At 59.4% G+C, this 16,088-nt stretch carries 12 protein-coding genes and 1 pseudogene; 11 read left to right on the plus strand and 2 right to left on the minus strand.

Features of this window, described 5'->3' with window-relative positions; translation table 11 throughout:
- The 7 genes from dnaA (at nucleotide 1) to V3C20_RS00035 (ending at nucleotide 8,826) form a co-directional block, all read left to right on the plus strand.
- Nucleotides 1-1,407: a chromosomal replication initiator protein DnaA gene (dnaA, locus tag V3C20_RS00005; protein ID WP_130083520.1), complete on the plus strand. Its 1,407-nt coding sequence runs from the start codon at nucleotides 1-3 to the stop codon at nucleotides 1,405-1,407.
- Between the two features lie 161 nt (nucleotides 1,408-1,568).
- A complete protein-coding gene (locus tag V3C20_RS00010) occupies nucleotides 1,569-2,504 on the plus strand; it encodes an ABC transporter ATP-binding protein (RefSeq protein WP_130083519.1) in 936 nt (311 codons plus the stop codon).
- A 49-nt stretch (nucleotides 2,505-2,553) separates the two neighbouring features.
- The gene (locus V3C20_RS00015; protein WP_130083518.1) at nucleotides 2,554-3,336 is read left to right on the plus strand and encodes an ABC transporter permease subunit; all 783 of its coding nucleotides are present in this window, start codon (nucleotides 2,554-2,556) and stop codon (nucleotides 3,334-3,336) included.
- Nucleotides 3,337-3,376: 40 nt separating this feature from the next.
- A complete protein-coding gene (locus V3C20_RS00020; protein ID WP_130083517.1) occupies nucleotides 3,377-4,954 on the plus strand; it encodes a Gldg family protein in 1,578 nt (525 codons plus the stop codon).
- Between the two features lie 27 nt (nucleotides 4,955-4,981).
- A complete protein-coding gene (locus tag V3C20_RS00025) occupies nucleotides 4,982-7,048 on the plus strand; it encodes a DUF4340 domain-containing protein (protein WP_130083516.1) in 2,067 nt (688 codons plus the stop codon).
- 16 nt (nucleotides 7,049-7,064) lie between these two features.
- Nucleotides 7,065-7,838, plus strand: a complete 774-nt coding sequence (locus tag V3C20_RS00030) for a Nif3-like dinuclear metal center hexameric protein (RefSeq protein ID WP_130083515.1) — start codon at nucleotides 7,065-7,067, stop codon at nucleotides 7,836-7,838.
- A gap of 13 nt (nucleotides 7,839-7,851) precedes the next feature.
- Nucleotides 7,852-8,826: an RluA family pseudouridine synthase gene (locus V3C20_RS00035; protein WP_238623796.1), complete on the plus strand. Its 975-nt coding sequence runs from the start codon at nucleotides 7,852-7,854 to the stop codon at nucleotides 8,824-8,826.
- A gap of 43 nt (nucleotides 8,827-8,869) precedes the next feature.
- Here the strand turns inward: V3C20_RS00035 and V3C20_RS00040 are convergent.
- Together V3C20_RS00040 and V3C20_RS00045 are read right to left on the minus strand one after the other, a co-directional pair.
- Nucleotides 8,870-9,172, minus strand: a pseudogene (locus tag V3C20_RS00040) (hypothetical protein); the annotation flags it as partial.
- A gap of 12 nt (nucleotides 9,173-9,184) precedes the next feature.
- A complete protein-coding gene (locus tag V3C20_RS00045) occupies nucleotides 9,185-9,403 on the minus strand; it encodes a hypothetical protein (RefSeq protein ID WP_130083513.1) in 219 nt (72 codons plus the stop codon).
- A gap of 452 nt (nucleotides 9,404-9,855) precedes the next feature.
- Between V3C20_RS00045 and pheA the strand changes: the two genes are divergently transcribed.
- The 4 genes from pheA (at nucleotide 9,856) to pgsA (ending at nucleotide 16,083) form a co-directional block, all read left to right on the plus strand.
- Nucleotides 9,856-11,013, plus strand: coding sequence for a prephenate dehydratase (gene pheA / locus V3C20_RS00050; RefSeq protein ID WP_067952082.1), 1,158 nt, complete (start codon nucleotides 9,856-9,858; stop codon nucleotides 11,011-11,013).
- Nucleotides 11,014-11,068: 55 nt separating this feature from the next.
- On the plus strand, nucleotides 11,069-12,721 hold the full coding sequence (locus tag V3C20_RS00055) for an alpha-L-fucosidase (RefSeq protein WP_130083512.1): 1,653 nt from the start codon (nucleotides 11,069-11,071) through the stop codon (nucleotides 12,719-12,721).
- Nucleotides 12,722-12,745: 24 nt separating this feature from the next.
- A complete protein-coding gene (gene ligA, locus V3C20_RS00060) occupies nucleotides 12,746-15,058 on the plus strand; it encodes an NAD-dependent DNA ligase LigA (protein WP_130083511.1) in 2,313 nt (770 codons plus the stop codon).
- A gap of 416 nt (nucleotides 15,059-15,474) precedes the next feature.
- Entirely contained in the window at nucleotides 15,475-16,083 is a 609-nt protein-coding gene (gene pgsA / locus V3C20_RS00065; protein WP_130083510.1) for a CDP-diacylglycerol--glycerol-3-phosphate 3-phosphatidyltransferase, read from the plus strand.
- Nucleotides 16,084-16,088: the final 5 nt, after the last annotated feature.

Below are 16,088 nucleotides of genomic sequence, written 5' to 3' on the forward strand. Positions count from 1 at the left end.
ATGACCCCTTCATCCGAATTGCCAGCAGCATGGACCAAAATCACAGGAGCCCTTCAAACGATCATGTCCCCGGAGGTTTACGGGCTGTGGTTCCCCAAATTTTCCCTGCTGGAAGATTCCGGAAAAACCCTGACGCTGGTATGCGATGATCCGATGGCCGCCCTGTGGGTGGAAAACAGCTACACGCCGGAGCTGAAACAGGCGGCCATGCTGGCACTGGGAGGGGAACGCAATGTAAAATTTGTCTGCGCGGACGAGGTGGCTTCCGAACAGGAAACGGACGCGCCGGCACAGAAATCCTCCGCACGCAAAAAAAACGCCCAGCCGGACGAATCCCCGGCCCGCACCGCCAAAAAGACACGCCCCCAGGGAGCCAGAGCCGCGTTGAATGATTTGTACACGTTTGACTCCTTCGTGATGTATGAAGACAGCAGGTTTGCGTACCAGGCGGCCATTTCCGCCGCCCAGTCGGAACGCCCCCTCTTCAATCCCCTCTTTTTATACGGAAAATCCGGCGTAGGAAAAACCCATCTTCTGCAAGCGATCGGCCATGAAGTTCTCCGTCAGGAATCCTCCGCAAACGTGGTGTACGTGACGGGTGAACAATTCGCGAATGAATTCATTGACGCTTCCCGCACCCAGAACGGCCAGAGCTTTGCCAAACTGCGCCGCAAATACCGCAAGGCGGACGTTCTGCTGGTGGACGACGTGCAGTTCATTTCCGGCAAGGAAAAGACGGTGGAAGAATTCCTGCACACGTTTGACGCCCTGTTCCATGCCCACAAGACCATCGTGCTTTGCGCCGATGCCGCCGCCTGCGACATTTCCAACCTGGACGTCCGCCTGGCCGCCCGGCTGGAATCCGGCCTGACGGTGGAACTGACCCTGCCCGGAGACGAAGACCGGCTGGAAATCCTGCGGAGCAAGCGCGACCGTGCCGGAATGAACGTATCCGACGAAATTCTGGAATTCCTCGCCAGCCGCATCCAGAAAAGCGTGCGCCGGCTGGAAGGCGCCCTGCTCCGCGTAGCCACATTTACTTCCCTGTCCGGAGACATGCCGGACATCTCCAAGATCGAACAGCTCCTGCGCGACATCCTCCGGGAGGAAACCAGCCGTGTCCTCTCCGTGGAAACCATCCAGAAACGCGTGGCGGACTTTTATGAACTGAAGGTGAGCGACCTGACCGGAAAACGCCGGCCGAACAGCATTGCCTTCCCCCGCCAGATAGCCATGTACCTGAGCCGCCGCCTGACGGAATGCTCCCTGAAGGACATCGGCAACGCGTTCGGCGGCCGTGACCACGGCACCGTCATTCATGCCAACAAGCTCGTAGCCTCCCGCATGGAAAACGACGTCCGCGTCCGCGATATTGTGCTCCGGCTGGAAGAAGACCTCCAGGGCTGATTTCCGCCTTTCCTTCTCCGGCGCCTCAGGGAAATTCCAATCCCTTGCGCCGTTCCCCTCCCCTTCCCGCCGGTACCTCATCCGGCTCCGGTGATCAAATGGGAGAATTAGCTTGAGGCTGCGGCGGTTTGGATTAGAATCACCCTGTTCCCACTGATTCTATGATTCACGCCGACCAGCTTTCCAAAGAATTCGGCCGCTTTCAAGCGGTTAAAAATGCGTCTTTCACGATTGAAAAGGGAGAGATTGTAGGTTTTCTCGGACCGAACGGCGCAGGTAAGACAACAACCCTGCGCATGCTCACCGGCTATCTTCCCCCTACTTCCGGAACGGCCTCCATCGCGGGATTCGACATTGTAAAAGACCCTCTGAACGCCCGCAAGCACCTGGGCTACCTGCCGGAGCACGTCCCGCTTTACGACGATCAGCGCGTAACGGAATACCTGAAATTCCGCGCACGCCTTAAAGGCATCTCCTCCAAGCAGATATGGCCGTCCGTCTCCAAGGTGGTGGAACAGTGCGGGCTGGACCCCGTGCGCCGCAAGATGATCCGCACCCTCTCCAAGGGCTACCGACAGCGCGTGGGCCTCGCGGACGCCCTGCTGGGCGAGCCGGACCTGCTGATTCTGGACGAACCCACCAATGGACTGGACCCCAACCAGATACGCCAAATACGGGAACTGATCAAGGGGTTGGCGGAAAACCACACCATCATTCTCTCCACCCACATCCTCAGTGAAGTGGAAATGATCTGCAATAAAGTCATCATCATTGACCAGGGCACGATCAAGGCGGCGGACACCCCTTCCAACCTGACGGCCAACCTCCGCGCCGCCGGAAAAATCACTCTGGAATTCCGCGGGGACCTCCCCCTGGTCACGGAAAAGCTGGAAGCCATGGAACACGTCAAGAAAGTGATCCACGAAGGCACGGACGCCGACGGATGGCACACGCTCACCGTGCGCGCGGAAGCCGGAACGGACACCCGTGAAAAGGCCGCCCGGCTCCTGGCGGAACAGGGCTGCCCCCTGCGCCACATCTACCGCCATACTCCCACTCTGGAAGAAGTATTCGTGGAAATGACCCGCAAAGACTAGCCCGACCGTTTTCCCCTTCTCCCCCTCAACCAGCACCCCTTTTCCTCTCATGTCACCGGTACTCACCATTTTCAGAAAAGAACTCAGAAGCTATCTGATGACCCCCTACGGCTGGGTCATTCTGGCCTTCATCGTGGCCCTGCAAAGCGTCTCCCTGTCCGGCACGCTCAAGGCGTTCCAACTGGCCCCGCAAAAGGAAGGCATTCTGTTCTTCATCCTGCATTCCCCCATGTTCTGGTTCTACTTCCTGTTCATCTTCCCGCTGATCACCATGCGTTCCCTGGCGGAAGAGGAAAAGACGGGCACGCTGGAATCCCTGCTCACCGCTCCCGTCAAAACCTGGCAGGTCGTTCTGGGCAAATACTTTTCCGCCTATGTCTTTTACATCATCCTGTGGCTGCCCATGCTGCTGTACCCGCTGCTCGCGGACTGGTCCAACCTGATTGTGCAGTGGGCTTACGGATATGACGCCGGCATGGCCCTCCCCTACCGTCTGGCGGACTGGGCCGGAGCATACGCCATCCTGCTGCTGATAGGTGCATGGTTCACCTCCATCGGCATCTTTGCCTCCTCCCTCACGGGCAGCCAGATCATCTCCGGCATCATCACCATCGGCCTGCTGGTGCTGATCTTCTTCATGGGGCTCATTCCCGTGGTCTGGGGGGAATTCCCCGCGGCGGGCATCTTTCACTATATTTCCTGCTCGGAACACCTGGACCGCTTCTCAGCCGGGCTCGTTGACACGCGCCCCCTTGTCTTTTACCTGACCATGACCGTCCTGACGCTGGCCGTCTCCATACGCATCATCGACCACCGCCGCTGGAAGCATTGATCCCCCTCCCTGCCTTTTCACCCCCTTTCCATCTCCATCCATGAGTGAAACACCAGCAACACCCGCCCCGGCTCCCCAGGAGGAAAACCGGCCTGCCGCCCGCAAGGTCAGACGCCCCTGGATGACGTGGATCAAGCTCTTCCTGCTGTGCATCATCGTCATCTGCCTGAACTACGTGGGCTGCCATGAATACTACCGCCGGGACCTTACGGAAGACCAGCGCTATGACATTTCCCAGCAGAGCATCAACATGCTCCAGTCCCCGGAAATCCAGAACCGCAAAACTCCCATTAAAATCACCTTCGCCTTCCTGCGTACCACGCAGAACTATACCCGCATGCGCTCCCTGCTTGAGGAATACGAACGTTATTCCAACGGCAAAGTGGTGGTGGACTACGTGGACCCCCTGCGCCAGCCGAATAAGGCCCGTGAGATTTCCATGATTTACGGCGTTGAATTCCGGAAAAACCAAGTGGTCATTGACGCCCGGGAAGACACGGAAGTGGCCCTCAAGGATTCCGCAGGCAACTACCAGCCGGACGCCGCCCACGTGCGCATCCTCTCAGGAGACTCTTTCATCGTGTACGCTCCCGGTCCGGACGGCAAGAGCATGAAAGCCGTGGCCCTCCAGATTGAGGACATGATGACGGCGGGCATCTTTGGAGCCGCCAACGGGGAACCCCGCAAAATGTATATCGCGGCGGACAAGAGCAACTTCAACGAAGCCATGAGCAACAGCAATGAGGAAAGCATCTTCACCACCCTTTCCCGCCTCTGCCGCTCCGTCAACCTCCAGCTTGTCCCCATCCGCCTGAGCGGCCTGCAGGAAATTCCGGAGGATGCCGCCGGATTCATGATCGTCGGCTCCAAATACGATCTGACTCCCCAGGAGGCGGAAGTTCTGCAAAGATACTGGGACAGGCCGAACGCCGCCCTGTTCATCATGCTGGAACCCCAGCAGGACACCCCCAAGCAACTGTACAGATTTCTCCGGGAACAGGGGCTGCGCCCCCAGAACGACCGGGTAATGCTCCGCAACAGGAACAAGCGCTCCGTATTTGAAATCAACGCCATCTTTGCACCGGGACTGAACTGCACCAGGGAATTCTGGAACTCCAGCACCGGCCTGGAAGGGGAAAGCATCTCCCTAATTCTGGACTCGGACAATGCCGCCATGGAGCACAAGCGCATCACGCCGTACCCCCTGCTGGTGACCACGGAAGAATACTACGGGGAAACCAAGTACAACCAGTTCCCCGTCCAGTTTGACGCCCACGAGGACAATCCCGGCCCTCTGATGATCGGCGCGGCGCTTATCCGCGGCAACTCCGGGGACGTCAATCAAACCAAGACCACCGGACGCCTGGTTCTGCTGGGCAATACGGATCTGCTCCAGCCCCGGCAGATCAAACCGGAACAGCGGGACTTCGTGCGCACGCTCATCGCATGGATGACGGACCGCGAAGAACTGCGCGGGCTGGGCTCCCGGCATGACCTGACCGTTAAACTGAACCTGGACCGCAACGCACTCGGCGTCCTGGAACTCCTGACAAACATCGGCCTGCCCCTGCTGGCGCTTCTCATAGCCCTGATCATCTGGAACACGCGCCGCCATTAACCTGTCACGCCCCATTACCGGAAGCACATGCGCATACTCCGCTTCATCCTTCTCGTCCTCGTCACCCTTGCCGCCATCGGGGCGGCGGTGCTGCTGACCATTGACGGCAACCTGTCCCGCATCATCGGACGCACCGCCTTCAGTTCGGGAGAACGGCTCTTCCCCTACACCAAGGAGGAAATGAACGAAATCTCCTGGATGCGCATCAACTGCGGCGGGGACATGGCGGAATTCCGCCGCAGGCCCAACGGCGTGTGGTGGGGCGAGAAACCATGGGACGACCGCATGGACCCGCGCGCCGCGGCGGCCATCCTCCAGTACACGTACTCCACCAGCATCGTGGATGCGCTCCCCCTGCACAAGATTGATTCCGCTTCCCTGAAGGAATTCGGCGTCAAGACCACGCCCATTACCATCACTCTGAAAGAAATGAGTGCCGACGGCAAGCGTTCCTCCACCGTGGCGCGCTACACCCTGGGGTCCACAGCCCCCTGGCTGGTGGACGATCCGGAAAACCAGACGACGGACGACACTACCTACATGCAGACGGACTTTTACGGCCGCGACTCCCGCATTCTGGTGGGCACCGGCAACATCCTGCCACTCTTCAAGTCCGGCATCCGCCAGCTTCGTGACCATCGCCCCCTGCTGATCCATCCGGCAATGCCCGCCTCCATTGAAATCAACAACAAGGGACAGCGCATTGCCCTGGAACGCCCCTCTCCCGATCCCCGGACTCCCTGGAAAATCACTTATCCCCTCCCGCTGGATACGGACCCGCAGATGATGAACGTCCTGCTGGGCACCCTCCAGAAATTGACGGCCGTGCGCGTATATGACCCGGAGGAAACCAGCGTTCCGGACATGACGGACGACCAGGTCACCTCCGTTTCCATCAGGAACTTCACGGGCCGCCTTGCCGGAGACGGCAAATCCCTGGCCGTGGAGGAAAAGCCCGTCACTCTCCGCATTTATCCCCCTTCCGACAACAGCAACCTTGCAGAACTGGTGAAAGCCACCGTCTCCGACCGCAAGGCCGTCTTTGAACTGGCCCAGACGACGGGAAGCAACAAGGAAGTTCCCGGCGTCCGGAACATTCCCCTGGATCTCAACCTGCTCCGTTCCAAGCAGCTCACAGACATCGGGGACTACAAGATCACGGGGCTTTCCATCCGCCGCAGCCTCCAGGATTACCCGACCATCGTCCGTTTTGTCCAGGGAGACGAAAAGACCGGCCAGCAGCCCACATGGATGTACACGGCGGAAGGCTCCCGCTACCAGGAAGTCAACCCGGACCACCTCGTTTCCCTGCTGAAAACCGTGAAAACGGGCAACGTGGCCGGATTCGCCTCTGACAAGGCCACGGACCTTTCCGTGTACGGCCTGGACAACCCGCTCCTGACGCTCACGATGTCCCTGCTGCCCAAGCCCAATGAAAAGCCTCGCCCTCCGGTCATCGTCTTCTTTTCGAAGGGAACGGACGGCTCCTGGTACGCCCGCCAGTCCGGAAAACCCACGGTCGTCATGCTGGACAACGAATACATGAAAAACTTTACGGCGAACGCACTCGCCTGGAAAAAGAAAATCCTCTTGTCCTTCAACAGGTACAACCTCAAGGAAATGCACCTGGAACGCATTGGTTCCGGAGGTCCGCTGGTCCTGAAATTCGACCGCCTGGACGATTCCTGGACGGCCAGCAAGGACGGCAGGGACGAAACGCTGAACATCAACCCGAACCGCGCCAACCGCTATCTGGATGAACTGGAAAAAATGGAGGTGGCCTCATGGCTCCCCTACACGAACCCCGAAGCGCGCGAAGCCCTGAAAAAGCCGGTCTTCCGCCTGAAACTAGTCATTCAGGTGTACAAGGACGTCTCCCGGCAGGAGCGCCAGGAAGTCACTGGAAAAGACGGAGTCACTTTCTCCGCCGAGCCGGAAATGGAAGAGAAAACCATCTCCATGGAAATAGCCCCTGCGGGAGAAGCCGGCTTCAGCCGGTTCTATTACGGAAAAATCAACACGACGCCCTATTACTTCATCCTGAACATGGACTCCGTCCGCCTGCTGGGCGCCTCCCTGGCGGAAGACAATTAACATCCTCGTTCTCCACATGAGTATCAATCTGAGCGCAATCACCGCCTTTCTGGACAAAACCCTGTCCGTGGACTCCCTCCCGGACGCCTCCCGCGCACTGAACGGACTTCAACTGGAAAACGAAGGTGCCGTCTCAAAAATAGCCGTTGCCGTGGACGGCTCGGAAAGAACCATCCATGAGGCCCTGGTTCTGGGCGCAGACCTGCTTATTCTGCATCACGGCATCTTCTGGCAGGACATGCAGCCCATAACGGGTATCTCCTACCGCAAGCTGAAGGCGGCCATGGACGGCAACCTCGCCATTTACTCGGCCCACATTCCGCTGGACGTTCATCCGGTCTACGGAAACAATGCCCTGCTGGCAAAGGCATGCGGCATCCGTCCCGCCGGGGAGGGACTGGACTATCACGGCGTTTCCCTGGGGGCCTGCGGAGAATTCGCGGGCACCTGCCGGGAGCTGGCGGAACGGCTGGAATCCGCCCTCGGCGCGCCCGTTCAAACCTTCTGGGCGCAATCGGAGGAAGCTCCGGCCGGAAACGTCTTCATCTGCTCCGGCGGCGCGGGAAACGAACTCGTCCAGGCCGCCAGGCTCGGCTGCCGCACCTACGTGACTGGGGAAGGCTCCCACTGGAACATCCCCATGGCTGACGAACTGGGCATCAACCTGGTCTTCGGCGGCCACTACTTCACGGAAACCTTCGGCGTGAAGGCTCTGGGACAACTGCTCAAAGACGTGTACGGGCTGGACTATACCTTCATTGACATGCCGCCCTCCGCCTACAGCCATTGATCAAACGCCACGGATGATGAACCTGACCACGGACGACGCCGACGGAAAAATTCGCCTGGACCAGTACCTGGCCGCCCACCTGCCGGAACTCTCCCGCTCCAGAATCCAGGCCCTGATCAAAAGCGGGGACGTACAGATCAACGGTTCCGCCGCCAAACCCAAAACTCCCGTCAGCCGCGGAGACTCCATCTCCGTCAACATCCCTGAGCCGGAACCGGCGGAGGCCAGGCCCCAGGACATTCCGCTGGACATCCTGTATGAGGATGAAGACGTGGTCGTCATCAACAAGGAAAGCGGCATGGTGGTGCATCCCGCCGCCGGCAACCCGGACGGCACCATCGTGAATGCCCTGCTCCACCACTGCGGGGACCTCTCCGGCATCGGCGGAGTGGAGCGCCCCGGCATCGTTCACCGTTTGGACAAGGACACTTCGGGATGCCTCGTCATTGCCAAAAACGACGGTGCGCACCAATCCCTGACCGGGCAATTCGCGGCACGCAGCACGGAAAAGCGCTATCTGGCCGTCGTCCAGGGAATTCCCCGCCAGAGTTCCGGTACCGTCTTCACGCATATCGGCCGCCATCCCGTCAACCGCCTGAAAATGGCCGTGGTCAATCCCGGTTCAGGCAAGGCCGCCATCACGGACTACGACCTGCTTTGTGCAGACCCCGCCACGGACTCGTCCCTCGTCCTGTGCACCCTGCACACGGGCAGAACGCACCAGATCCGGGTGCATATGCTTCATCTGGGCCATCCCCTGATCGGAGACCCCATTTACGCCAAGCCCTCCAGGCAGAAGGCACAGCCCGGCAGGCTCATGCTCCACGCCTGGCGGCTGGGCTTCGACCACCCGCGCACGGGAAAACGCATGGAATTTGAAGCCCCCATTCCACCGGAATACACGCCGTGGCTTCAGCTTTTCCCCAACGGCCTTTACGGAGCCGTTCCCGCCCCGCGTCCTATGAAGGAAGACCAGGGACTCGATTGAAACCGGCCTCCTTCGGAAAAGCGATTGTTCGGTGAGGAGCCGCTTATTTTCCTTCCTCCGCCTTGCAGTACTTGCGCCAGTCTTTCAACAGCTTGGCCGGATGTCCCATGACGACGATCTTTCCCGCGTGATCCACAATGCCCAAACACGGAATCGTTCCTCCGGGGGCATAACCGGGAATGCCGTTGCCCTTCTTGGGCTTGATGATAGGGAATTTCATCCGCTCCTCTTTGGCCCATGCCTTGGCGGCCTCTTCCGTTTTATCGCTGGAAAACAGCACCAGTTCCACATCGTCCGACTGCCGGATCTTCCGGTAGGTCCGCACCACATGCGGCATCTCCCTGCGGCAGGGGCCGCATCAGCTTGCCGAATAAAGAAAAAGATAATACCTGGCCTTCGTATTCGGCCTGTCCTTGGTCAGATAATCGGCTTTTTCCAGTGCTTTTCCCACCGGAGAAGAGGAGGCGTCCTCCGCCTTGGCGGCCGGCTCATCGGCACACACGGAAAAAGTTCCGGCAGCACCGCAGCCGGCCAGAACCAGAGCAAGTGAACATATCTTGATAGATTTTTTCATCATATTATTCATTATTAATTATCCACTAAAACGTCAACAAGGAATTCAGGAACACGCCCCCCTGGAAAAACCTGCATACTGCGTAGATCGGCATATGCGTCCTCCTTCCCTGCCACAGGCGAACCACTCTGTCCTCCACTTTTTCAGAGCCATTCAATCGCACGAGCAACACTGCGGCTCCCACGGCAGAGTGCCAAAAGCCTTTTACCGCGGCTGTTTATTTCAAGACACTGCGACCTTTTCTTCAACGCCTCAAAGAAACGTCAGGAAAACATCATGGCCGCGGCAGTTATTAACAATGGTATTTTCATCATGTTGAATTGTCCTCAACTTACTAGAAACGTCCCATCCGGGCAGGATCAATCCGTAGCGGAGCTCCGGGCCTTTGAACTTGATTTGCAGACGGGGAACCGCTACCCTGAACCGACTTTCAACGCATACCCCCGCACAGAAACATGGAGAACACGCACCACGGAGAATCCCCCTCTCCGGACACCCCCGCCCCGCAGCAGAAAAACGGAAAAACGGACGAACAGACCATCGCCCTGACCAAGGCGAGGCTGGCCATTGACGAGGTGGACGCCCAAATCGTGGAACTGCTTAAAACCCGTGCCCAATGGGTTCATGAAGTCGGCCGCATCAAGAAAGCGGACAACTCCCCCATCTTCGTTCCGGAACGGGAAACGGCTCTGCTGGGCAAGCTGAACCGCCTGAATGCGGGCGTTCTCCCGGAATCCTCCCTGCAAGCCATTTACCGGGAAATCATCTCCTGCTCCTTCTTCCTGGAAGGAGGGCTGACCATCGCCTACCTGGGCCCCAAGGGAACCTGGAGCCACCAGGCGGCGCTCAAGCAATTCGGAAAAAGCTGCGAGCTTATTCCCTGCCAGAGCTTCAAGGACGTGTTTGACATGGTGGACCGCGGGAAAGCCCAATACGGCGTGGTGCCCATAGAAAACTCCTCGGAAGGCTCCGTGACCGCCGTCATGGACCTCTTTGTCACCTCCAGTCTGAAAATCTGCGCCCAGATCAATCTGAACATCCGCAACAGCCTGATGGCCGCCATTCCGCGCGAACACATCCGCATCCTTTATTCCCATCCCCAGGTTCTCGGACAGACGCGGGACTGGATTCTCCGGCGTTACCCGAATGCGGAGCTCGTGGAAACCTCCTCCACCACCAAGGCCAGCATCCTGGCCAAGGAAAACGCCGCCATGGGCGCGGCCTCCCTGGGCTGTCCCCTCGCAGCGGAACTGTTCGGCCTGAACATTCTGGAGGAAGACGTGCAGGACCAGGCATGCAACACCACGCGCTTTGCCGTCATCGGCCGCCAGGACACCCGGCCCAGCGGCCGGGACCGCACCTCCCTGCTGATCCGCATCCAGCACAAGCCGGGAACCCTGGCGGAAGTGATCGACTGCTTCCAGCGGCACGGCATCAACCTGATACGCATTGAATCCCGCCCTTCCAAAGCCATCAACTGGGAATACGTCTTCCATATAGACGCCGTGGGACACGCCCTGGAATCCCCGCTCCGGGAAACCCTGGAGGAACTGGAACAGCACTGTTCCATGCTGAAAATCCTGGGCAGTTACGCGGACACGGACGTTGTCTGATCTGCGCAGCCTTCCTTTTCCCTTTACAGAACCAGCACCTATTTTCCGCAAAACCATGAACATTTCCACAATCGCCGCACTGGCTCTTTCCCTAGGACTTCCGGCCTGGTCCCAGCAGCCCGTCACCAAAATCGTCCGGGAAAACGGCCAGCCGACGCTGGCACTGGACGAAGGATTTGTGCGGGGACTAAAACAGGAAAGTTCTATCCACAAAGCAGACGGAGCCCCCCCCCCTGCCCCCGCCGGGCCCCATGCGGAACCATGGAGCCATGTATTCTCCCCTTCAGTTCCGGAGCTGCCTATGGCCGCCGACTCCAACCATGCCGCCGTCAGGGAAACCGCGGCGGAACGCAACCGGCGCATGAAATGGTGGAGGGACGCCAAATTCGGCATGTTCATTCACTACGGCCTGTACTCCGGACTGGCCGGAGAATGGAAGGGCAAGCCCGGCGGTTCCGAATGGATTCAAAAAAACGTGGAAGTGGATACGGACACGTACGCCTCCGAAGCGCTCCCCCTCTTCAAGCCGCGGGAAGGCGTCACGGAAGAATGGGCACAGCTGGCCCGGGATGCGGGCTGCCGGTACGTGGTGCTCACCAGCAAGCACCATGAAGGCTTCGGCCTCTTCGACAGTGCGCAGACGGACTATGACGCCAAAAGCCAGATCGACCGGGACATCGTCCGGGAATACGCGGAATCCTGCCGCAAGCGCGGCCTGAAGGTAGGCCTGTACCACTCCGTGATCGACTGGCACCACCCGTCCTACGACAACACGATCTGCCCGGACCTCTGCTACCCGGCCGGACAGGCGGAAATGCTCAAAAAAAAGAACATTCCGCGCGACCACTCCGCCTACCAGAAATACCTGCACGCCCAGGTGAGGGAACTGATGGCCAGCTACGCCCCCATAGACATCATGTGGTGGGACTACTCCCAGGGGGCCATGGAAGGGGAAAAGGGCTGGAAGGCCCCGGAACTCATGGAAATGGCACGCTCCATCAATCCCGGAGTCATCATGAACAACCGCCTGTACGCCTACTCCGGACTGAACCAGAACCAGGCGGGCACCCTGGACCTGCGCTGCGGGGACTACATCACGCCGGAACGCTTCATTCCGCGGCACGGCTATCCCGGCGTGGACTGGGAAACCTGCATGACGGTGAGCGACAAATGGGGCTATAACCGCTATGACACCAATGTCAAATCCCCGGAGGTCATCATCGAAAAACTCGTGGAATGCGTCACGAAAGGCGGCAACCTGCTGCTGAACGTCAACCCGAAGGCGGACGGCACCGTTCCGGAAAAAGTGGCCGCCGCGATGCGCGGCGTTGGACAGTGGCTCAGACTCAATGCGGAAGCCGTGTACGGCACGCGCGCCTGGACGGAACTGGACCAGCCCGCTTCCATCAATGAACAGGGAGACATCTTCGTTTTCCTGATCCCCCCGCCGGACAAGGGCCCCGCGGAACCTCCCAGCGAAGGAACCATGAAGGAACTGACGGAAGGCACGGAATACGCCCGCATGCAGCCCCTGGACGCCACCGGATATGAGGACGATGAAGGAGTCTCCGTCACCCTGCCGGCAGGCTATACCAAAGCGGTCCTGCTGGGCGACAATGCCGCCCTGCCCGTTGCGGATGGAAAAATCCTGTTCAAGGCCCACGAACACTCCAAATCTCCCTGTTCCGTCATCAAACTGAGCAAATAGCAACCTTTTTCACTCATTCCCTTCATGGAGGAAGACCTTTTTTCCCTGGCAGGCCGCAGGCAGGACGGAACGGAAGAGGAAGCCGTGCGCCGGCGCGCGGAATTTCTGCGCTCGGAGCTGCGCCGCCATAACAGGCTGTATTATGAACAGGCGGAACCGGAAATCTCCGACACGGAGTACGACGCCCTTTTCCTGGAACTGGAAAAACTGGAACGGGACCATCCCGAACTGGCGGACCCGGATTCCCCCACGCGGCGCGTAGGGGGAGCGCCCCTCCAGGGGTTCAACCAGATCAGGCACGCCGTTCCAATGCTCTCCATCGACGACATCTTCGAACAGCGGGACGCCCTGATTCCGGACGAGGAATTGGTGGAATTCTACAATAAGCTGGTCCGGACGCTGGGAACGGACGCCGTTCCCGTCTCCGTGGAACCCAAGATCGACGGCGTGGCCCTGTCCATCATGTACCGCAACGGGCGCATGAGTTATGCGGCCACGCGCGGGGACGGCGAGGTGGGGGACGACGTAACGGCCAACGTGCGCACCATCCGTACCATTCCCCTGACCCTCCCGGCAAACGCTCCCGCCGTGCTGGAAGTGCGCGGAGAAGTCTTCATGCCCAACGAAGCTTTCGCCAGGCTCAATGAAGAGCGGGACGCGGAAGGTCTGCCCGCCTTCGCCAATCCGCGCAACGCCACCGCGGGAACGCTCAAGCAGCTGGACCCCCGGCAGGTGGCGGCGCGTCCCCTGGCCTTCCTGGCCCACGGGCTGGGCGCTTACGAAGGACCGGAACTCAAGGATGTAAAAGACTTCTGGGACATGCTCCGCCATTGCGGCATTCCCTGCAATGAACCGGTACACTATACGGACACGCTGGAAACCACCCGCCAGGCCGTCCGCGACATCGACAGGGGGCGCCACTCGCTGCCCTACGGCACGGACGGTGCCGTCATCAAAATCCGTTCCATGGCCACGCGGGAAGCGCTGGGGGCCACGGCGCGCGCGCCCCGCTGGGCCGCAGCCTACAAATTCCCCCCGGAACAGAAGGAAACCACCCTGCTGAACATCGTCGTCCAGGTGGGGCGCACGGGCGTGCTTACCCCGGTGGCGGAACTCCAGCCCGTGCTGCTCTCCGGCTCTACGGTGGCACGGGCCACCCTCCACAACCAGGATGAAATCGACCGCAAGGACGTCCGCATCGGTGACACCGTGCTGGTGGAAAAAGCGGGGGAAATCATCCCCGCCGTACTCAAGGTAAACCTCTCCAGGAGGCCGGAAAACTCAAAGCCGTACAGCATTCTGGAAGCTACGGGCGGCCTCTGTCCCGCCTGCGGCAACCCCATCATGAAAGAGGAAGGGAAAGTAGCATGGCGCTGCACCAACTTCACCTGCCCGGCCCAGGCCGTCACAGGCATCACCCATTTCTGCTCCCGCGCCGCGCTGGATGTGGAAAGCATCGGTTCATCCGTAGCGGAGGCCCTGCGGGGCTCCGGCCTGGCCGCCTCCGCGCTGGACCTCTTCTCCCTGACGCTGGAACAGCTTGCCAACCTCAATCTGGGAACGGCGGAAGAACCGCGCCGCTACGGGGAAAAAAATGCGCAGAAAGCCCTGGACGCCCTGCAAAACGCGCGGGAACTCCCTCTGGAACGCTGGCTCATCGCCTTCGGCATTCCCCAGATCGGGGAAGTGGTCGCCAAGGCGCTGGCGGATACCCACCCGGACCTGGACCATGTGGCGGAATCACCGTACATCCGGGACATCATCCGCCTGGATGAACTGGTGGAACAGGCGCTCAAAGCCAACCCCAACACCCGTGAAAACCGGAAAGCAGTCCGGGAAGGCACGCTCTCCGCAGAAGAAGCGCAACAGCGCTACAAGGAATTGACAGATGAAATAGATGCCCTGACCGGCCACTATCTGGAAACGGGCTATCTCCGGAAAAACACGGGAAAACTCAGCTACGGCTCGGAAATAGGGGTGGCTGCCGCCAAATCCCTCAATAGCTTCTTCACCTCCGTCGCCGGCCATCATACGCTGGACGTTCTTCATGGACTGGGAATCAATCCACAATCCCAGTCATACAGAACCAACCTTCTGGAAATACCGGCAGGCGTCCTGTCCGGCAAAACCTTTGTCATCACCGGCACGCTCAGCCAGCCGCGGGACCACTTTGAACGGTTGATCGCCGAACACGGCGGAAAAGCCACAGGGGCCATTTCCAAATCCACCTCCTACCTGCTGGCCGGCAGCGGAGGCGGCTCCAAACGGGAGAAGGCGCTCAAACTGGGTGTTCCGGTCATTTCCGAGGAAGAATTCGGCAAGCTCATCGGCAACTGACAAGAGACCGTACAATACTCCTTACCGGATAAACGGTTCTTCCCAAAACGGGGAAACCGGAACCAGCATTTCCTGTATCCCGGTTTCCATCCGGTCCGGAAAGCCGCCCCTTCTCCGGAGCTATTGGAACAAAAAAAAGCACGGAACCGGGCATTTCAGAAAGCCCGGATTACCGGCCTTCCAGCCGCTTCTCCGCGAGGAGGCGCCATCCTGCCATCCCTTTTCTTCCGCTCCGCACGAAGAAAAAGCGGCCCTCCCGCCGGAAATCTCCGGAATACGGAAAAACGCGGCTTTCCATGAGCTTCTTCCCCTTTTCACTCCTGCCTTTTTCCTCCCCATCCTTCAGACAAAATTAATTCCCGGAGTATGCAAAAAACGCTTGCTACGAAACTCCATCTGCGCCCTAATGTCCGCATATGCTGAATCTGCCGAATACCATTACCCTGACGAGAATCGCGTTGGTGGTCGTCTTCACGGCAGTCATCAGCCTGGCGGCCCAACATCCCTGGGGATATCCGGCCGCGCTGATCGTCTTTGTGCTGGCCGCGTGCACGGACTGGCTGGACGGCTATCTGGCACGCCGCCTAAACCAGGTCACCACCTTCGGCAAGCTCATTGACCCCCTGGCGGATAAAATAGCCGTCTCCGCGGCTTTCATCTACCTGACGGCCGCCGGGCTGTGCCCGTTCTGGGTCACCATCATTATCATCAGCCGGGAATTCCTGGTCACCGGCCTGCGCCAGATCGCCCAGGACCACGGAGTCATCATTCCCGCAGGAACCTCCGGAAAATGGAAAACGGCCTTCCAGCTGGCCTTCTGCATCGGCTGCCTGCTGGCGCTGACCTGGGTGCACACGCCGGAATACATTCCGTCCATCCTGTCCCCGGTGGCCTCCCTCTGCCACTGGCAGGGCGACGGAATCACCAATTTCCTGTATCAATTCACACTCTGGGGCGCCGTCATCCTGACCGTGTACTCGGGAGCCGTCTACTGCGTGGGCGCACGCAAATTTTTACAGCGCTGAAATAC

The organism is Akkermansia sp. RCC_12PD, from assembly GCF_036417355.1.
In the GTDB taxonomy this organism is placed as follows: domain Bacteria; phylum Verrucomicrobiota; class Verrucomicrobiia; order Verrucomicrobiales; family Akkermansiaceae; genus Akkermansia.

What these genes read in the sequence shown, in the direction of transcription:
- V3C20_RS00010 (WP_130083519.1), top strand. Translation starts at nt 1,569, where the DNA reads ATGATTCACGCCGACCAGCTTTCCAAAGAATTCGGCCGCTTTCAAGCG.
- V3C20_RS00030 (WP_130083515.1), top strand. Translation starts at nt 7,065, where the DNA reads ATGAGTATCAATCTGAGCGCAATCACCGCCTTTCTGGACAAAACCCTG.
- V3C20_RS00025 (WP_130083516.1), top strand. Translation starts at nt 4,982, where the DNA reads ATGCGCATACTCCGCTTCATCCTTCTCGTCCTCGTCACCCTTGCCGCC.
- V3C20_RS00055 (WP_130083512.1), top strand. Translation starts at nt 11,069, where the DNA reads ATGAACATTTCCACAATCGCCGCACTGGCTCTTTCCCTAGGACTTCCG.
- pheA (WP_067952082.1), top strand. Translation starts at nt 9,856, where the DNA reads ATGGAGAACACGCACCACGGAGAATCCCCCTCTCCGGACACCCCCGCC.
- V3C20_RS00015 (WP_130083518.1), top strand. Translation starts at nt 2,554, where the DNA reads ATGTCACCGGTACTCACCATTTTCAGAAAAGAACTCAGAAGCTATCTG.
- ligA (WP_130083511.1), top strand. Translation starts at nt 12,746, where the DNA reads ATGGAGGAAGACCTTTTTTCCCTGGCAGGCCGCAGGCAGGACGGAACG.
- pgsA (WP_130083510.1), top strand. Translation starts at nt 15,475, where the DNA reads ATGCTGAATCTGCCGAATACCATTACCCTGACGAGAATCGCGTTGGTG.
- dnaA (WP_130083520.1), top strand. Translation starts at nt 1, where the DNA reads ATGACCCCTTCATCCGAATTGCCAGCAGCATGGACCAAAATCACAGGA.
- V3C20_RS00020 (WP_130083517.1), top strand. Translation starts at nt 3,377, where the DNA reads ATGAGTGAAACACCAGCAACACCCGCCCCGGCTCCCCAGGAGGAAAAC.
- V3C20_RS00035 (WP_238623796.1), top strand. Translation starts at nt 7,852, where the DNA reads ATGATGAACCTGACCACGGACGACGCCGACGGAAAAATTCGCCTGGAC.
- V3C20_RS00045 (WP_130083513.1), bottom strand. Translation starts at nt 9,403, where the DNA reads ATGATGAAAAAATCTATCAAGATATGTTCACTTGCTCTGGTTCTGGCC.